Origin of the sequence: Methylocapsa acidiphila B2 (genome assembly GCF_000427445.1) — a bacterium.
Taxonomy (GTDB): Bacteria; Pseudomonadota; Alphaproteobacteria; order Rhizobiales; family Beijerinckiaceae; genus Methylocapsa; species Methylocapsa acidiphila.
Genome location: NZ_KE386496.1, coordinates 1264934 through 1281497 on the forward strand (window position 1 = coordinate 1264934; position 16564 = coordinate 1281497).

General features: G+C 62.1%; 17 protein-coding genes. 12 read left to right on the top strand and 5 right to left on the bottom strand.

What is annotated here, in order from left to right; translation table 11 throughout:
- Positions 1 to 260: 260 nt before the first annotated feature.
- The gene (locus METAC_RS0107780) at positions 261 to 794 is read right to left on the bottom strand and encodes a flavin reductase family protein (protein WP_026606587.1); all 534 of its coding nucleotides are present in this window, start codon (positions 792 to 794) and stop codon (positions 261 to 263) included.
- A gap of 247 nt (positions 795 to 1041) precedes the next feature.
- On the opposite strand from METAC_RS0107780, the gene METAC_RS0107785 reads away from it, so the two are divergent.
- The 6 genes from METAC_RS0107785 to METAC_RS0107810 are packed head-to-tail and all read left to right on the top strand — an operon-like array spanning position 1042 to position 6450.
- Entirely contained in the window at positions 1042 to 1959 is a 918-nt protein-coding gene (locus METAC_RS0107785; protein ID WP_026606588.1) for a branched-chain amino acid ABC transporter permease, read from the top strand.
- Positions 1943 to 3349: a high-affinity branched-chain amino acid ABC transporter permease LivM gene (gene livM, locus METAC_RS0107790; protein ID WP_084143515.1), complete on the top strand. Its 1407-nt coding sequence runs from the start codon at positions 1943 to 1945 to the stop codon at positions 3347 to 3349. Before METAC_RS0107785 ends, livM begins: the two co-directional genes overlap by 17 nt.
- Positions 3349 to 4260: an ABC transporter ATP-binding protein gene (locus METAC_RS0107795; protein WP_026606590.1), complete on the top strand. Its 912-nt coding sequence runs from the start codon at positions 3349 to 3351 to the stop codon at positions 4258 to 4260. Before livM ends, METAC_RS0107795 begins: the two co-directional genes overlap by 1 nt.
- Positions 4257 to 4991 (top strand): ABC transporter ATP-binding protein, encoded by a 735-nt coding sequence (locus METAC_RS0107800; RefSeq protein ID WP_026606591.1) that lies wholly within the window; start codon positions 4257 to 4259, stop codon positions 4989 to 4991. Before METAC_RS0107795 ends, METAC_RS0107800 begins: the two co-directional genes overlap by 4 nt.
- Positions 4988 to 5344 carry a DUF6867 family protein gene (locus tag METAC_RS22820; RefSeq protein WP_051335456.1) on the top strand — a complete coding sequence of 119 codons (357 nt, stop codon included), beginning with the start codon at positions 4988 to 4990 and terminating at the stop codon, positions 5342 to 5344. Before METAC_RS0107800 ends, METAC_RS22820 begins: the two co-directional genes overlap by 4 nt.
- Entirely contained in the window at positions 5341 to 6450 is a 1110-nt protein-coding gene (locus METAC_RS0107810) for a branched-chain amino acid ABC transporter substrate-binding protein (protein ID WP_026606592.1), read from the top strand. Before METAC_RS22820 ends, METAC_RS0107810 begins: the two co-directional genes overlap by 4 nt.
- A gap of 257 nt (positions 6451 to 6707) precedes the next feature.
- Here the strand turns inward: METAC_RS0107810 and METAC_RS26385 are convergent, their stop codons facing one another.
- Both METAC_RS26385 and METAC_RS0107830 read right to left on the bottom strand, forming a co-directional pair.
- Positions 6708 to 7772, bottom strand: a complete 1065-nt coding sequence (locus tag METAC_RS26385) for a TIR domain-containing protein (protein WP_156898138.1) — start codon at positions 7770 to 7772, stop codon at positions 6708 to 6710.
- A gap of 462 nt (positions 7773 to 8234) precedes the next feature.
- Positions 8235 to 8966: a cytochrome c biogenesis CcdA family protein gene (locus METAC_RS0107830; protein ID WP_026606594.1), complete on the bottom strand. Its 732-nt coding sequence runs from the start codon at positions 8964 to 8966 to the stop codon at positions 8235 to 8237.
- 395 nt (positions 8967 to 9361) lie between these two features.
- Between METAC_RS0107830 and METAC_RS0107835 the strand changes: the two genes are divergently transcribed.
- Positions 9362 to 10798 carry a lipopolysaccharide biosynthesis protein gene (locus tag METAC_RS0107835; RefSeq protein ID WP_026606595.1) on the top strand — a complete coding sequence of 479 codons (1437 nt, stop codon included), beginning with the start codon at positions 9362 to 9364 and terminating at the stop codon, positions 10796 to 10798.
- Here the strand turns inward: METAC_RS0107835 and METAC_RS0107840 are convergent.
- On the bottom strand, positions 10795 to 11709 hold the full coding sequence (locus METAC_RS0107840) for a 50S ribosomal protein L11 methyltransferase (protein ID WP_026606596.1): 915 nt from the start codon (positions 11707 to 11709) through the stop codon (positions 10795 to 10797). The genes METAC_RS0107835 and METAC_RS0107840 overlap by 4 nt on opposite strands.
- 35 nt (positions 11710 to 11744) lie before the next feature.
- Here METAC_RS0107840 and METAC_RS22825 point away from each other — a divergent pair, with 35 nt between their 5' ends.
- Genes METAC_RS22825 through METAC_RS0107860 form a run of 4 tightly spaced genes read left to right on the top strand, consistent with a single transcriptional unit; the run spans position 11745 to position 14303 of the window.
- Positions 11745 to 12080, top strand: a complete 336-nt coding sequence (locus tag METAC_RS22825) for a hypothetical protein (RefSeq protein ID WP_156898139.1) — start codon at positions 11745 to 11747, stop codon at positions 12078 to 12080.
- Between the two features lie 58 nt (positions 12081 to 12138).
- Positions 12139 to 12792 (top strand): HAD-IA family hydrolase, encoded by a 654-nt coding sequence (locus METAC_RS0107850; protein ID WP_026606597.1) that lies wholly within the window; start codon positions 12139 to 12141, stop codon positions 12790 to 12792.
- 44 nt (positions 12793 to 12836) lie between these two features.
- Entirely contained in the window at positions 12837 to 13688 is an 852-nt protein-coding gene (locus METAC_RS22830; RefSeq protein ID WP_051335803.1) for an ATP12 family chaperone protein, read from the top strand.
- Between the two features lie 48 nt (positions 13689 to 13736).
- Positions 13737 to 14303, top strand: coding sequence for an HdeD family acid-resistance protein (locus METAC_RS0107860; protein WP_026606598.1), 567 nt, complete (start codon positions 13737 to 13739; stop codon positions 14301 to 14303).
- Positions 14304 to 14324: 21 nt separating this feature from the next.
- Here the strand turns inward: METAC_RS0107860 and METAC_RS0107865 are convergent, their stop codons facing one another.
- Positions 14325 to 14723 (bottom strand): DUF4260 domain-containing protein, encoded by a 399-nt coding sequence (locus METAC_RS0107865; RefSeq protein WP_036255382.1) that lies wholly within the window; start codon positions 14721 to 14723, stop codon positions 14325 to 14327.
- Between the two features lie 306 nt (positions 14724 to 15029).
- Here METAC_RS0107865 and METAC_RS0107875 point away from each other — a divergent pair, with 306 nt between their 5' ends.
- Complete coding sequence (locus METAC_RS0107875) at positions 15030 to 16562, top strand: acyl-CoA carboxylase subunit beta (protein WP_026606600.1); 1533 nt, start codon at positions 15030 to 15032, stop codon at positions 16560 to 16562.
- Positions 16563 to 16564 lie beyond the last annotated feature (2 nt).

The following is a 16564-nucleotide window of genomic DNA, read 5'->3' on the forward strand; positions in this document are numbered from 1 at the left end:
ACCCGAACCACGACAAATGCGGCCGCGCGCCGGCGCCGCTCATGGACATTGGAAGACGACGAGTTTTATCGCCGCTCTGCGCTTTGCCGGCATGACGGCCCCGATGCTCTTCGACGGGCCGATCAACGGTCAATGGGTTCCAAAGCCTATGTCGATCGTCGCTGCCTCGCGGCCGAGCGCCCCAGGCTTCGCGAGGAAATAGCCCGACACGGCCCCCCCCGCGCTGACCGGCTTTTTCACTTCATTTTAGAGTGAAACAGCTAGATCGCCTTATATTTGCGATGGACATAGGCGAGCCCTTCGCCCTCCGGGCCGAATTCCACCGCCTCAACGGCGCCAATGACGATGAGATGCGTCGTGACTTCGTTCGTCTCGACCAGCCGGCAATCAAAGCTCGCGACCGCCCCTTTGAGCGCCGGCGCGCCGGTCGCGAGCTTCGCCCATTCGCCTGTCGTAAATCTTTCCTCAAGCCGCTGATCCGTGCGCCCGGCGAAGACATTGGAAAGCGCTTCATGCGCCGGCGCCAGCGCATTGATGCAGAACACGCCGTTCTCAATCAGACGAGCCGCCGACGGCGAGGTCTTGTTGATGCAAAACAGCATCATCGGCGGCTCGACGGTAATCGACGTGACTGCCGTCGCCGTGATTCCGCCGAGACCGGCGGCGCCGTCCGTCGTGACGATATGGACGGCGGCCGCGACGCGGCTCATCGCCTCGCGAAACCGCGCCGGATCGACGCCTGCGGCCTGAGAAGCCGCGGAACTTCCGACAGCTTGGTCTGCGGATTGGGTCATATCGCTGCGTTGCTCCTTGATCGACGCCTCGCGGCGCGCGCGGCGCCCTTGATAGCAAAGGCGCTCCCATAAACATAGGGCCGCCCCGGACAGCGTTTGCTCAGGGCGCTGCTTGAGCCGCTAAAGGAGCGGTCAAGCAAGATGCTTTCCAGGTCGTAAAAATCAGCCTAGATCAATCGTCGAGCCGCCCGCGCCCGCGAACGACGTTCAACGGATCGAGCTCGCCCCGCGCCGACTGGGACGCCGCATGGAGATCTTTCTTCAGCAATTGATCAATGGCGTGACGCTCGGCTCGATCTATGGGCTGATCGCCATAGGCTATACCATGGTCTTCGGCATCATCGGCATGGTGAATTTCGCCCATGGCGACATATTCATGCTGTCGACCTTCATCGCGCTCATCCTTTTCCTTGCGCTGACGCAGATCTTGGGCGTGAGTTCAGTCGCGCTCAGCTTCGTCCTGGCGATGGTCGCCGCCATGGCCCTGACCTCGCTCTGGAGCTATATGCTCGAACGCCTCGCCTATCGTCGCCTGCGCAAGTCCTTTCGCCTTGCGCCGCTCATTTCGGCCATCGGCGCATCAATTTTCCTGTCCAATCTGGTTTATGTGCTGCAAGGCCCGCGCAATAGGCCCGCACCGTCCCTGTTCGACGCGGTCATCAAGGTGACCCATGGCGGCGGATATGACGTCACCCTGTCGGCGAAGCAAATCCTGATCGTTCTCGTCACGGCGTTGCTGCTCGCCGCCTTCTGGGTCGTGGTGCAAAAGACCCCGCTTGGCCGGGCGCAACGCGCCTGCGCGCAGGATATGCGCATGGCCGCCCTCCTGGGGATCGACGTCGATCGCACGATTTCCTTCACTTTCGTCATTGGCGGCGCGCTCGCGGCGGTCGCCGGCGTTCTCTACATTCTTTATTATGGCGTGGTGAATTCGGGCGATGGTTTTATCCCCGGCGTCAAGGCGTTCACGGCCGCGGTTCTGGGCGGCATAGGCTCTCTTCCAGGCGCCGTCGTCGGCGGCCTGCTGATCGGCCTGATCGAAACCTTTTGGGCCGCCTATATTTCGAGCGACTACAAGGACGTCGCGGCTTTCTCGATCCTCGCTGCGACGCTGGTCTTCATGCCCTCGGGCCTTTTCGGTCGACCTGATGTCGAAAAGGTGTGAACCGCCGGCAACTTTTGCGCCCGCGCCCGAAGCCTCGCCCCTACGCGACCGGCTGCGCTCGGCGTTGATCGGCGCCGCGAAAGCCGCAGGCGTAGCATTAGGCCTCGCATTTCCCCTCCTCGCCTATCGCACCGAAACGGATTTTTCCAATGCGCTTGTCCTGCAGGAGCGATGGGCGGCCGTCGCCGCCATAGCGCTCGCCGCTTTTGTCGTCCGTTTGATCTGCCTGCTCATTCCTGGCCGGACAAAAGCGGCGTCTTCGCCGCGCCGGCGCCGCGCGGAATTCGCCGCCATCGTCGCAAGATCGCGCCGCCTGATCTCAGCCGCCGGCCTCGCCAGCCTCATCGCTTTTCCGCTCGTCGTCTTGGTCCTGCTTGGACCCGCCCGCTCTCTCAAATGGATCGACAGTTACGGCATCCAAATTCTAATCTACATGACGCTCGGATGGGGCCTCAACATTGTGGTCGGGCTCGCCGGGCTTCTCGATCTCGGCTATGTGGCCTTCTACGCGGTCGGCGCCTATTCCTACGCTTTGCTATCGACGAATTTCGGCTGGTCCTTCTGGGCCAGCCTGCCGATCGCCGGCCTGCTCGCCGCGCTCTGGGGCGTGGCGTTGGGTTTCCCGGTGCTGCGCCTGCGCGGCGATTATCTCGCCATCGTCACCCTGGCTTTCGGCGAGATCATTCGCATCGTGCTCACCAACTGGACCGATCTGACCAATGGCGAGGCCGGCGTCAGCTCGATTCCCCGGGTCAGCTTTTTCGGCTTGCCCTTCATCGCCGGCCCCGAGGGATTCGCCGCGCATTTCGGCCTGGCCTATTCGCCGATCTATCGGGTGATCTTCCTTTTCTATCTCGCGCTCGCCCTCGCGCTTCTGACCAATTTCGTCACTTTGCGGCTGCGAAGAATGCCGCTCGGCCGCGCCTGGGAGGCCCTGCGCGAGGACGAGATCGCGTGTCGCTCGCTCGGCATAAACACGGTCGCCGTGAAGCTCGCCGCCTTCGCGCTCGGCGCGCTGGTCGGCGGCCTCGCCGGAGCGGTCTTCGCCGCGCGGCAAGGCTTCGTCTCGCCGTCGAGCTTCACCTTCATCGAATCGGCGACAATTCTCGCCATTGTCGTGCTCGGCGGCGCCGGCTCGCAGCTCGGCGTCGCGCTCGCCGCCCTCTTCATCATTGGCGGCTCGGAGCTCCTGCGCGAGCTCGATTGGCTCCAGCACATTGTCGGGGAAGGATTTGATCCGACCCAATATCGCATGCTCATCATCGGCTTCGCGCTGATCGTCATCATGAATTGGAAGCCGCGCGGCCTTATCGCCAACCGCACGCCTTCGGTTTTCCTGGCCGAGCCGCGCCTCGCCGCGCCCGCGTTGGCCGAGGAAGGCCGGGTCTGATGCGCGCGCCGCACACGGCCCTGCTGTCCGTCGAACATTTGACCATGCGCTTCGGCGGCGTCATCGCAATCGACGACCTCAGCTTCACCGCCGCACGCGGCGAGATCACCGCCCTGATCGGACCCAATGGCGCGGGCAAGACGACCGTCTTCAATTGCGTCACCGGCTTCTATAAGCCGAGCGCCGGCCGTTTGGCGCTCACACCTAGCGGAGCCGCAGCGCCCGAAGACCTCCTCGCCCTGACGCAGAGCGGAAGACGCTTCAGCGAGACAGCATCAGGCGAGATTTACTTGCTCGAGCGCATGGCCGATTTCGAGATCGCGCAGCGCGGCCGCGTCGCCCGCACCTTTCAAAACATCCGCCTCTTCGCCGGCATGACCGCGCTCGAAAATCTGATTGTCGCGCAGCACAATGCGCTCATGGCGGCGTCCGGCCCCGGGCTTTGGGGCCTTTTCGGCCTGCCTTCTCATCGGGCGAGACAAAAAGCGGCGATCGAGACGGCGAAATACTGGCTGGAGCAGATCGATCTCATCGGCCGCGCCGACGATCCAGCCGGCGCGCTGCCTTATGGCGCCCAGCGTCGGCTGGAGATCGCCCGCGCCATGTGCGCGCGCCCGGCTCTGCTTTGCCTCGACGAGCCCGCCGCCGGTTTGAACCCGAGGGAATCAGCCGAGCTCGCCGCGCTCTTGCGGGCCATCCGCGACGAGCATGCGGCGTCTATCCTCCTCATCGAGCATGACATGTCAGTGGTGATGGAGATTTCCGATCATATCGTCGTCCTGGATTACGGCGAGAAAATCGCGGACGGAGCTCCGTCCGCGATTCGCAAAGATCCGAAAGTCATCAAAGCCTATCTGGGCGTCGACGACGAAGACGAAGTGGACCTGGCCGCATCCGGAACTCGCGCATGATCGCGACGGACTCGAAGGTTTTATTGTCTCTTCGCGGCGTCAAGGCGTTCTACGGAAATATCGCCGCGCTCAAAGGGGTCGATCTCGACATTCGCGAGGGAGAGATCGCGGCCTTGATCGGCTCTAATGGCGCCGGCAAATCCACGCTGATGATGACAATTTTCGGCGATCCGCGCGCGCGCGAAGGTGTTATTTCTTTCGATGGCCGCGACATAACGTCCATGCCGACGCACGCCATAGCCAGGCTCGGCCTCGCCCAATCGCCGGAAGGCCGCCGGATCTTTCCGCGCATGACCGTTTTCGAGAACCTTCAGATTGGCGCCGCGATCGGCGATCCGCGTTATTTCGACGCGAGCCTCGAGCGCGTCTATGCGATCTTCCCGCGCCTGAAGGAGCGATCGGGCCAAAGCGGCGGCGCCTTGTCGGGAGGCGAGCAGCAGATGCTCGCCATCGCCCGCGCCTTGATGAACCGCCCAAGGCTCCTGATGCTCGACGAGCCTTCGCTCGGGCTCGCGCCTCTCGTCGTCAAGCAAATCTTCGAGGCGATCGCCGATCTGAATCGGCGCGAGGGGCTTACCGTCTTCCTGGTCGAGCAGAACGCCTATCACGCGCTCAAGCTCGCCGACCGCGCCTATGTGATGGTCAATGGACTGATTACGCTATCTGGACCGGGCCGCGATCTTCTGGCGATGCCGGAGATCCGCGCCGCCTATCTCGAAGGCGGCCGATGACCCCCGGCTTTGGCGCCCTTTTCGACGTTGAAGCGCCGCTCGCCTTTCTGGGGCTCAGCGTCATTCTCGGCGGCGCGGCCGCGGCGAGCATCGGTCGCGCGCTCGCCTCAACATGGCGCCCGCTTTGGGTCGCGCCGGCCTCTTGCCTCGGCGTCGCCGCGGCGGTTCGCTTTCTCCATTTCGCACTAATCGGCGCGCCACTTTTGTCATGGCCCGCCTATACGCTCGACTTCATGGTCTCGGCGGGAGTCGCTTGCATCGCCTTCAAGCGCACGCGGGCGAGACAGATGAAGCAAATTTACGGCTGGATCGACGCCGCTCCAAAGACCGGGCGACAGGTACGAGGGTCATGAAAAATCTGGTCGCTGTTCTTGGCCTCGCCGCGCTCCTCGCGGTCCCTGCGCGGGCGGACGTCAAGATCGGCGTCGGCGGGCCGATCACTGGCCCCGACGCCGCCTTCGGCGCACAGCTTCGCAATGGCGTAGCGCAAGCCGTCGAAGACGTGAATGCGGAAGGCGGCATTCTCGGCCAGAAGCTCACGATCGTGATCGGCGACGACGCCGCCGATCCCAAGCAAGGCCTTTCGGTCGCCAATCGATTTGTCGGAGACGAGATTGGCTTCGTCGTCGGCCATTTCAATTCGAGCGTGACCATTCCCGCTTCGGAAACCTATGCTGAATACAACATCCTGATGATCACGCCGGGCTCGACCAATCCGAAGATCACCGATCGCGGCCTCGACATGATCTTCCGGACTTGCGGCCGCGACGACCAACAGGCCGAGGTCGCAGCCAAATTCCTCGAAACCCGGGCGGGCGCGGTCATCGCCATCGTCCATGACAAGACCACCTATGGGAAAGGCCTCGCCGACGAGACCCGCAAGAGGCTCTCGGCGGCGGGCGTCAGCGACGTCCTCTATGAAGGCGTCAACAAGGGAGAAAAAGACTTCTCGGCGATCGTCTCCAAGATCAAGGCTTCAGGCGCGACGTTCGTCTATTGGGGCGGCCTTCATACCGAGGCAGCCCTGCTCCTGCGCCAGATGCGCGATCAAGGGGCGACCGCGACCTTCATGGCTGGAGACGGGATCGCCTCGAATGAATTCGCGGCGATCGCCGGTCCCGCCGCCGAAGGCGCCATCATGACCTTCCCACCTGACCCGCGGCTTAGGCCGGAAGCGGCCGCCGTCGTGCGGAAGCTCGAGGAAAAGAAGTTCAACCCCGAGACCTACACGCTCTATTCCTACGCCGCGGTCGAGGTCATAAAGCAGGCGGCGGAAGCAGCGAAATCGACCGAGCCCGCGAAGGTCGCCAAGGCGATCCATTCCGGCGCGCCCTTCAAGACGGTGATCGGCGAACTCAGCTATGACGACAAGGGCGACGTGAAGCGCGCCGATTACATCGTCTATGTTTGGCGCAAAGGCCCGGACGGACGGATCAGCTATTACGAGCTGGAGAAATAGGCGGCGGAAGGCGATTTGGATGGCGGATGGTTGTCATTGTAAACTTCTGCTGTGCGCCAGGAACCTGCGTTTGAACGTGTCACCGGAACGCCCGGATCGGGCTGAAAGGGGAATGGCGGGTGTCTGGCGCGGATCGTGGAAACCGGACGTTGCAGCTGGACACGAGCTTCTGCGGTCGCGGCCCCAAACCGGTGGCGACCAGACGGCCTGTAATGCCTGCTAAATCGGCGCTACCCCGCGACGACAAATAATTCGCTTTAATTTTCCAATATGCTTTGAAGATAGGCTTGTAATTCGTTTTCAATTCGATTTTTTCCGCCGATGCTATTCTCGTAGAAAATTGTTCGGTAAGCCCTTACGTCGAATGGTTTTATTCCATCTCTTCTATCTGAAATAAGTATTATTGGCTTTCTTAGTGCATCCGCATACCCAACTTCGTAATATACATTTGGATTTGCCGGCGTTATTTCTGCAATTACAACGCGAGATTCCATTATATGCTTCTTAATGTCTTCAATGACCAAGCCTGGCATATAGGTAAAATCGGCACGATATGCTTGTAGGTCTAAAGATTGGCAAATTGGCTCAATAACATCATGAAATAGCGCCTCAAATTCAGGCGTATTGAATTGCATTACAACGAATGCTTTTGGTGGAGTTGTCTCGACGGAAATATTGCGAAAATGCACGCGACCTCTATCAAGGCAAAATATTCCACAAGAATGGCCTGGAAGTGACGGAATAGCGAGGCTGTGTTTTCCGATCTCAACGTCGTCCACGAGTAGTGTTACAGCAGAGCCACGGACAACAACCTCCAAGTCATAGCGCTGTTTTGCTATGAGATTGGTCCCAATACCAGTTTGGAATAGTGGGGTCCAAACCTTCGACAGCGCCGGTCCCGAGCCTTGCTGAGTTTGCGCGTGACCTAGAGGAGGAGCAGCCCACAATTGCAATTTGTACATAAAGCCAACCACGCCAGGAGCAGGTCTTAATTGCCCCCCAGTAAGGTCGAAGGTCAGCATGTCTTTGCTTTCAACATCATATTGAAGCAAGATTGAAGCTCTTGACCTGTGGTCAGGCTGTTCAAACTCTACTTGCATTTTCATTCGGCCTTCACGGAAGCGTTGGCCGAATATAATTGTTCCGCCGTTTACAAATTTGGATGGGTGTTCTTGTTGTTGGTTTGCCTCTTGTGGAGGCGCCTCTTGTGGAGCAGGCGGGTCATATTCCCCGCCTATAAACGTGATTTCCCCTCCGTCGCCGCTCTCCCATTGTCCGTCGATAGGTACCCAACGAAAATCATTAAGAGTATTCCGGGCCATTCTCAGAATTCCCCAATTTAAATCATATAGAAGAACAATTTAGGGCGGATACCACCTTACTAAAAATATTCGATACTATTCGAACAAATGTAATGCACATGAATATCTCCTTTAACCGCTACCTCCCCGTCTTGTCGACCAGTGCATCGACACCAATATAACGATCCCGGCTGCCCCGGGGAAGAAACCAACAATTTGGGTGCACGGCCGGTCATAGCCCACAACCGCCGGTGCACGATGTAGGGAGAGGTCCGCTATTGGAAACCGGCACTGGCCTGCGGATCGACCGGGATGGGCGCAAAGCGGTCATCAGTTGCGCGTGGCTGAATTTGCCCGCAGTCAAAATGAGACTCTGCCGGATGGCGATGATTTCGGATTGAATTGCTTCAAATTCAGAAAATCGACGCCTTTGGATGAGAGCGGCATTTATACGAAATCCAATCGCCGCTCTCCTCATCCCGCTCACCCGAAATTGGCGAGGCCCGGGAACATTTGCAGAAGCCAGAACGAAAAATCCTGGATCCCGCCGGTCAGAAAGGCGACGCCCGTCAAGACCAGGAGAACGCCGACGACCTTTTCGAGCGCGCCGAAATAGCGCCTGAAGCGCTTGATCAGGTGAATAAAGGGCTCGATCGCGAGCGCCGCCGCGAAAAACGGTAGGCCAAGCCCGGTCGAATAGGCGGCGAGCAGCGCCGCGCCCTTGCCGACAGTCTCCTGCGAGGCCGCCACGGCGAGAATGGCGGCGAGGATCGGCCCGATGCAGGGCGTCCAGCCGAAGGCGAAGGCGAGCCCCATGACATAGGCGCCCCAGGTCCCGACCGGCTTTTGCACGTCGAGCCGCGCTTCCCGATAAAGCAGGGCGAAGCGAAACACGCCGAGGAAGTGGAAGCCCATGAGAATGATCGCGCCCCCGGCGAGGAACGAGAGTTGGGCGAGATGCTGACGCAGGACCTGGCCAAAAGCGGAGGCCGTCGCGCCGAGGCCGATGAAAACAGTGGAAAAGCCGGCAATGAACAGGGCCGCGGCGATGAGAATATCCCGCCTCGCCCGGCTCTCCCGCCTTGTCGCGACCTCCTCGATCGTCGTTCCTGCGATGAAGGTCAGATAAGGCGGCACCAAAGGCAGAACGCAAGGGCTCAAAAAGGATAGGAGACCTGCGAGCGCAGCCGCGGGAAAGGTGACGTCTTGAGTCATGCGCGCTTCTAGAGCGCGGCGCGGAAAAGGAAAAGCGGCTTTTCCACGCACGGCCGGCTCCGCCGCGCCAGATATGATCACGATCTCGTTTTCGGGGCAGCGGCTCGAACCGCCCGTGTTTCGTCGAATTGGGCGCATAGGCTCCGCCTGCCTCAGCGCAACGCTCCGCTCGTCCGCGGAAAAATTGTATAAATGAGCCTCCCAGGCTCGGCCTCCACGAAGGGTGGCGTGAGGCAATTTGAAAGGCTTATGCGCTTGCCTTTAAGAACTGGCTCAAAGGGCTTCGACGCTGCGGCTTCGAGTAGGGTCGCGCCGGACCGCGTCGCTTGCGCAGCGGCCTCGCGCTCACATTTTGTGGCCTGCGTTGGCGCAAGACATGCGAGCGCAATCGCGAAATGACCGTCTTTTTCGCCTTTCTCGGCAATATCCTCTTCAATTTCGCGATCGGCCTGCTCGTCGCGAAATTTCTCGGGCCGGAAGAATATGGCCGCTTCGCGCTGGCTCACGCCACCGCAATCGCCGTCCAGACAGGCTTTTTCGACTGGATCAGGCTTGGCGCGACGCGCTTCTATTCGGAGCGGATCCGAAACGAGGAGCCCGCATTGCGGGCGACCCTCGACTATGGCTTCGCCGTCATCACGGTCGGGCTCGCCGCCGGCGCCGCTTTGCTGATTTTATCGGGCGTGAGCTTCACGCTTTCCAATGAGTTGATCGGCCTTGCGCTGGGGGTGGCGGTCGTCAATGGGCTCTTCGATTATAATATGGCGCTGGTTCGCGCGCGCTTCCACGACCCGCTCTTCGCCCGCCTCGCCCTGGTCAAGAACGTGCTGGGCCTCGGGCTCATGGGGGGCGGCGCCTTCTGGTTCGGCTCGGCGACCATGACCCTGCTCGGCGGCATCGTCAGCCTCGGCGGCGCCGTGGTCACCGCGCGCGCCGCGCTTCATGACCCAGCCTCGGAGCCGCGGCTCGCGCAAATCTCGATCGCGCGGGCCCTCATGGCCTATAGCCTCCCCATCGTCGGCGCCAATCTTCTCTATCTGTCAATCCCTCTCGCCAATCGCTCGGTCGTCGCCATCCTCTACGGATTTTCGGAAACCGGGCAATTTTCCCTCGCCTATGATTTCGGCTCCAAAGCGATCCAGGCCATCGGCTCGGCGCTCGACATCGTCTTGTTCCAGATTGCGGTCGCCCTGCACGAACTGCAGGGCGCGGCCTTTTCGCGGCGGCAACTTTCGCGCAACATGACCATCGTCATCGCCATGGTGCTGCCGGCCTGCACCGGACTCTGGCTGACCCTACCCTCGGTCGAGCAATTGATCGTGCCTTACGAGTTCCGCGGCCATTTCGGCCTGCTGCTGCCTCTGATGATGACAGGGCTTTTTTGCACGGCGATCATCCAATACGCCATCAATCCGATTTTTCAGATCGAAAAGAAGACCACTCCGCTGATCGTGGCCGCATTGATCGCGGTCGTCGTCGATCCGCTCCTCGTTCTCGTCTTGCCGCGCAGCGCCGACGCCTCGAGCTTCGCCATCGCGCAAGCGGGCGCCATGCTGGCGGCGCTTGTCGCGCTCGTGGGTTTCGCGAGTTTTTCGCGGCCGCAATGGCCGCGGCTCCGCGACCTCGTGGTCATCGTTCTAGGCAATGCGGCCATGTCGGCGGCGCTGCTGCCCATGCGCGAGAACGAGCCCGGATTTCTGACGCTCGCCTTGCAGATTGCGGCCGGCGTCGCGGTCTATGCGGTCTTCGTGATGGGTTTCGACGTCGCGGGGCTGCGCGAGATCACGCTGGCGCGGCTGCGCCTCAAAGCGGCGAAAATGACGATTCTCTAGGCGCTTCTCATCAGCAAGGTCGCCCAGCCTTCAATATCCAGCCGGCGCATGAAGGCGACGCCTTGCGCCCGATAAGCCGCGATGACCCCGGGCACGTCGCGCGCGAGAAGCCCCGACAAAATAATATCCGCGCGCGGGGCGCTGAGACTTGCGACGGCGGGAGCGAGATCGCGCAAGGGCTTGGCGAGAATATTGGCGAAGATCAAATCATAAGGCGCGCCTTGGCGCAGCGCATTGTGATCCGCGCCGCGCGCGCGCGCCGGACGGATGAAGGCGCCGACGCCATTGCGCCTCGCGTTGGAGGCCGCCGCCGCAACCGAGATCGGATCGATGTCACCGGCTTCGATTCGTCGCCTGAACAACTTCGCCGCGGCGATCGCCAGGACGCCGGAGCCCGTGCCGAGATCGAGAATGGCGCGCGGATTCCGCCGCCGCGCGACCCGGTCCAACATCAAGAGACAGCCGCGGGTCGAGCCGTGGTGGCCGGTGCCGAAAGCGAGCGCCGCCTCGATTTCGATCGGGACGTCATTTTTCCGCACTTCGCCTCGTCCATGCGCGCCATGCACGATAAAGCGGCCGGCGCGCACGCCCTTCAGACCTTCAAGGGAAGCTGCGACCCAATCGCGCTCGTCGACGCGGCCAAAGCTCACGGCTTGCGCCGCCTCGCGCCCGGCCGCAACCTCGATGAGAGCGCGAAGATTTTCCTCATCCGGCCCGGCGCCGAAATAAGCCTCGACGATCCAGGGCCGCCCGCCGCCATCCGCGCTCGGCGTCTCCTCGAAAGCGGCCGCCGCCGTCTCCGCCGGATCGAAAGTCTCGACGATAATATCGGCGATCCGGCGCGCGGTCGCCTCGTCGCAGGTCAGGCGCATCAGATGCGCGGCATTATTGGGCGGCAGGCCTTCGAGCATAACCGCGCGGGTAACACGCCCGGTGCAAAACGGCAATGCGCCGGCTTGCCCTCGAAGCGCGGCGCCTTATGCTGCCCGCCATGCTTCAAGCTGCGTCGATCCTGAACTTCCCCCTTGTCTTCGCGGTCGTCGCTCTCGCCGGCGCTTCGGCCTCGGCGGACGAGTCTTCCGCCGAGCCTCGATCCGCGATCATGCAGGCCTATGGCGAACACGACGCCGACTGCCTCGAATGGACGGATTTCTGCGCGACCTGCCGCAGGCTCGAAAGCGGCGAGCCCGCCTGTTCCACCCCCGGCGTCGCCTGTGAGCCAAGCGAGATCGTTTGTCGCGAGAAACGAGAAACAGCCGCGTCGCCGCCGTCCACCAAATGAAGCGGCGAAGCGAAGCGCCATCCAACGCCGGCACGGGCGCAAGCCGAAAGGTCGAGGCGTGAAGCTCGTTATTTTCGACATTGACGGCACCTTGGTCGACAGCCAGGAGCTTCTGCTGGAGGCGCAACGCCGCGCCTTCGAGGCCCATCGTCTCGAGGCGCCGAGCCGCGCAAAATCACTCTCGATCGTCGGTCTTTCCTTGCGCGAGGCCTTCACCACGCTCGCTGGCGAACACGGCCCGGTCGAAAGCCTCGCACAGGCCTATCGGGACGCCTGGACGGCGATGCGCGCCGAGCCAGGCGTCGAGGCGCCGCTCTACCCCGGCGCCGCCGAAACCATCGCCGCGCTCGCGAAACGGGACGACCTCATGCTTGGAATCGCCACCGGCAAGGCGCGTCGGGGCGTCGATTATTTGCTCGATCGCCACGGCTGGCGCGCCTGTTTCTCAACCGTGCAGACGGCCGACGAGCATCCGTCTAAACCGGCCCCCGACATGATTCTGTCTGCTCTGGCCGATGTCGGCGCGGCGCCCGAGGCGACCTATATGATCGGCGACACGACCTATGACATGGAGATGGCCCGCGCGGCCGAGGTCCATCCGATCGGCGTCGCCTGGGGCTACCACACGACCGACGAGCTGCGTGCGGCCGGCGCCGAACGCATCGTTGCAGATTTCGGCGAATTGTTGCATCTCATCAAGGGAAGAGCTTGAAGCTCGGACGGCCGATGGGCCAGGAATCTCAAATAGGCGCGCCTATGCCGGAAGAACGCGTGGACGGCCTCTCGAACGCAATGGCGCCGACGGCGGGCGAAGCGATCGACCCCGTCGCCATGGCCCGGCGCGACCTCCAGAAAAGCCTGCCGAAACGATTTTACGCGGAAGCGAAGGCCGTGGCGCAAGACGGAGCCTTCGTCGTGCTGCTCGACGGCCGCGTCACGAGGACCCCGGCGCGGAACAAATTGGCTCTGCCGAGCTTGGCCGCGGCGGAGGCGATCGCAGCCGAATGGGCGCGCCAGGAGGCAGTCATTGACCCGGCCGTAATGCCATTGACCCGGCTCTCCAATTCGGCGATCGACGGCGTCGTGGGCGCGCTCGAGGCCACGGCTGAAGAAATCGTCAAATATGCCGAATCCGACCTCGTCTGCTATCGAGCCGGCGAGCCGGACGCTCTCACGCAAGCTCAAGCTGAAGCTTGGGACCCTGTCCTCGCCTTCGCCCGCGATCAATTGGGCGCGCGCTTCATCTGCGCCGAAGGCGTGATCTTCGTCGCCCAGCCGGAGTCCGCGCGCCGCGCCGTGCAGGACGCGGTCGCGGGCGTCGTGAATTCTGGTGCGGCCGCGCCTTTCGCGCTCGCCGCGCTCAACGTTATGACGACCCTCACCGGCTCCGCCCTGCTTGCGCTTGCGGTCGCGCATGGCGAATTGACCCCGGCGCGAGCCTGGGCCGCGGCGCATGTCGATGAGGATTTCCAGATGCAAATCTGGGGCGCCGACGAAGAGGCGATGCGACGCCGCGCGCGGCGATGGGATGAGATGGAGGCGGCGGCTAAGCTCTGGGAGTTCGTTCGCCAAAGCTTCGGCCAGGCCGTCGACGAACGGCCTCTTTGATAAAGAACGCGTCAGAAATTAGAAAAATCGGCAAACGGGGGACACGCCATGCAAAGGCAATTCGATATTTTCGTCGCGCAAGCGCCGGCCGGCGTCGGGACTCACTGGGGCTGGATCGTCGCGCTCGGCGTCGCCCTTTCGATTCTCGGCGTCGTGGCGATCTGGCGCGCCCGAACCGCGACTTTGATCTATGTCGTGTTTCTCGGCGCGCTGTTTCTCGCAATCGCCTTAGCCGTGCTCGTCCTCGCCTTTTCCGTCACCGGCTATTGGACCGAGTTTTTCATTCATGTCCTTTGGGCGGTCCTGCTCGCGTTCATCGGGTTCATCCTCGTGACGCGGCCGGCTGTCAGCGCCGAAGCCATCACGCTGCTCGTCGCCTTCTATTTTCTGGCGACCGGCGCCGTCGCCATCGGCTTCGCGTTGTCGACCCACATCCACGGACAATGGACATATGTCTTCGACGGCGTGGTGAGCCTGGCCCTCGGCCTGCTCCTCGTCGCCGGTTGGCCGGTCACTGGCCTCTTCGCAATCGGCCTCTTCGTAGGGATCGACCTTCTGCTGCGAGGCGGCGCGATCGTCGCCTTGGGTCTGAGCCTCCGCGGCTTGGCGCAATAGGCCTGCGCAGCGCTAGGCGCGTTAGCCCGGCGCTTGGCGACCGACGCGCCCGAGATGGGTGAAACCGAAGCCCTCGCTATATTTCAAGCCGAAGCCGAGCGCGCGATCTATGCCGATATGCGCGCTCCAGATTAGCGCAACGGCCGTTCCAGCCGGCGCTCCGAACGCCGCCGAGGCGGCGAAAAGGAGAGCAGGACCGACATAGGTGTGAACGGCGTTATAGGCGGCGGCGCCGCTGCGCGGTCCCAAAAGATAGAACAGCATCGACAAATCGGGCGCCAAGATCAGCGCGGCGAATAGCGGCCAGGATGCGCCGCTCCCGGAGAAAGCAGCGATCGAGGCGAGCGCGATGGCGAGCCCTTCCGCTCGGAGAAGCAAGAGCGGCGCGCCATTCACGAAGCCGGGCGTCTGAACGAGCATGTGACGATCCTTTTTTGATCGAGCAAACGAGCGGCCTTCTCGGCCGTCCAGCCCTACCGCAGCGCTAGAATGCGCCCCCATTATTGATTTGGAGCCGGGCGCGCTTGCGGATCTCAAATGACTCGCTCGGTTTCAAGGCGGCTCGCTTGCGCTCGCCGAGAAACTCGGTCAACTTTTCGAGAGCCGGCGACAGAGCATGTTCCGAACAAGTTGATCGGCTTTTTCGATCGGAACATGCTCCAACTTATCGATCTGGAGCGCGTTCGTGATCACAGGCTTCTCAACCGGCGCCGCGGAACGGAAACGATGAAACCCAGTCCCGACGAGCTCCAAAGACGCCGCGCCGAGGCGCTTCGCGGCGGCGGCGCGGCGCGAATAGAAGCCCAACATAAACGCGGCAAGCTCACCGCGCGCGAACGCCTCGATCTGCTGCTCGACCACGGCTCGTTCGAAGAATTCGACATGTTCGTGCAGCATCGCGCGACCGATTTCGGAATGGACAAGCAGCACGCGCCGGGCGACGGCGTCGTGACCGGCTGGGGAACTGTGAACGGCCGGGCGGTCTTCGTCTATGCGAAAGACTTCACAGTCTTCGGCGGCTCGCTCTCCGAGACGCACGCGCGCAAAATCGCCAAGGTGCAAGACATGGCGTTGCGCAACAGGGCACCCATTATCGGACTCTTCGATTCGGGCGGCGCCCGCATTCAGGAAGGCGTCGCGGCGCTCGCCGGCTATGGCGAGGTCTTTCAGCGCAATGTTCTCGCCTCCGGCGTGATCCCACAGATTTCCGTGATCATGGGGCCTTGCGCCGGAGGCGACGTCTATTCGCCCGCCATGACCGACTTCATCCTCATGGTGCGCGACACGAGCTATATGTTCGTGACGGGCCCGGATGTGGTCAAGACCGTCACCAACGAGGCAGTCACCGCCGAGGAGCTGGGCGGCGCCGCGATCCACACGGCCAAGAGCGCCGTAGCCGATTGCGCCTACGCCAATGACGTCGAAGCGCTGTTGCAGACGCGTCGCTTGCTCGATTTCCTTCCGTCCAGCAACAGGGACGAACTCCCGGAATGGCCGAGCTTCGACGACTCCGATCAGACCTGTGCCGCGCTCGACACATTGGCCCCGGAAAATCCCAACAAGCCTTACGACGTCAAGGAGCTGATCCTGAAGACGGCCGACGAAGGCGATTTCTTTGAAATCCAGGAGGCCTTCGCGCGCAACATCGTCACCGGCTTCGGCCGCATGGCCGGTCGCCCCGTCGGCTTCGTCGCTAATCAGCCCCTGGCGCTCGCCGGCGTCCTCGATTCGGACGCCTCGCGCAAGGCCGCGCGCTTCGTGCGCTTCTGCGATTGCTTCAACATTCCGATCGTCACCTTCGTCGACGTGCCGGGCTTTCTTCCCGGCGTCGCGCAGGAATATGGCGGCCTCATCAAGCATGGCGCCAAGCTGCTCTTCGCCTATGGCGAGGCGACGACGCCGAAAGTGACGATCATCACGCGAAAGGCCTATGGCGGCGCCTATGACGTGATGGCCTCGAAACATTTGCGCGGCGACGTCAATTTGGCCTGGCCGACGGCGCAGATCGCCGTGATGGGCGCCAAGGGGGCGGTCGAGATCATCTTTCGCCAGGACATGGACGATCCGGCGAAAATCGCCGCGCGCACGCGCGAATATGAAACGCGCTTCCTTTCGCCCTTCATCGCGGCGGAGCGCGGCTATATCGACGAGATCATCTTGCCGCGCGACACGCGCAGGCGCATCATCCGCGCGCTCTCCATGCTTCGACACAAAGAACTCGAGAATCCCTGGAAGAAGCACGACAATATTCCGCTTTGAGA

Bases quoted from the DNA above. Each gene is read 5' to 3' on its own strand.
- METAC_RS0107780 (WP_026606587.1), bottom strand. From the start codon at position 794: ATGACCCAATCCGCAGACCAAGCTGTCGGAAGTTCCGCGGCTTCTCAG.
- METAC_RS0107785 (WP_026606588.1), top strand. From the start codon at position 1,042: ATGGAGATCTTTCTTCAGCAATTGATCAATGGCGTGACGCTCGGCTCG.
- livM (WP_084143515.1), top strand. From the start codon at position 1,943: ATGTCGAAAAGGTGTGAACCGCCGGCAACTTTTGCGCCCGCGCCCGAA.
- METAC_RS0107795 (WP_026606590.1), top strand. From the start codon at position 3,349: ATGCGCGCGCCGCACACGGCCCTGCTGTCCGTCGAACATTTGACCATG.
- METAC_RS0107800 (WP_026606591.1), top strand. From the start codon at position 4,257: ATGATCGCGACGGACTCGAAGGTTTTATTGTCTCTTCGCGGCGTCAAG.
- METAC_RS22820 (WP_051335456.1), top strand. From the start codon at position 4,988: ATGACCCCCGGCTTTGGCGCCCTTTTCGACGTTGAAGCGCCGCTCGCC.
- METAC_RS0107810 (WP_026606592.1), top strand. From the start codon at position 5,341: ATGAAAAATCTGGTCGCTGTTCTTGGCCTCGCCGCGCTCCTCGCGGTC.
- METAC_RS26385 (WP_156898138.1), bottom strand. From the start codon at position 7,772: ATGGCCCGGAATACTCTTAATGATTTTCGTTGGGTACCTATCGACGGA.
- METAC_RS0107830 (WP_026606594.1), bottom strand. From the start codon at position 8,966: ATGACTCAAGACGTCACCTTTCCCGCGGCTGCGCTCGCAGGTCTCCTA.
- METAC_RS0107835 (WP_026606595.1), top strand. From the start codon at position 9,362: ATGACCGTCTTTTTCGCCTTTCTCGGCAATATCCTCTTCAATTTCGCG.
- METAC_RS0107840 (WP_026606596.1), bottom strand. From the start codon at position 11,709: ATGCTCGAAGGCCTGCCGCCCAATAATGCCGCGCATCTGATGCGCCTG.
- METAC_RS22825 (WP_156898139.1), top strand. From the start codon at position 11,745: ATGCGCCGGCTTGCCCTCGAAGCGCGGCGCCTTATGCTGCCCGCCATG.
- METAC_RS22830 (WP_051335803.1), top strand. From the start codon at position 12,837: ATGCCGGAAGAACGCGTGGACGGCCTCTCGAACGCAATGGCGCCGACG.
- METAC_RS0107860 (WP_026606598.1), top strand. From the start codon at position 13,737: ATGCAAAGGCAATTCGATATTTTCGTCGCGCAAGCGCCGGCCGGCGTC.
- METAC_RS0107865 (WP_036255382.1), bottom strand. From the start codon at position 14,723: ATGCTCGTTCAGACGCCCGGCTTCGTGAATGGCGCGCCGCTCTTGCTT.
- METAC_RS0107875 (WP_026606600.1), top strand. From the start codon at position 15,030: ATGAAACCCAGTCCCGACGAGCTCCAAAGACGCCGCGCCGAGGCGCTT.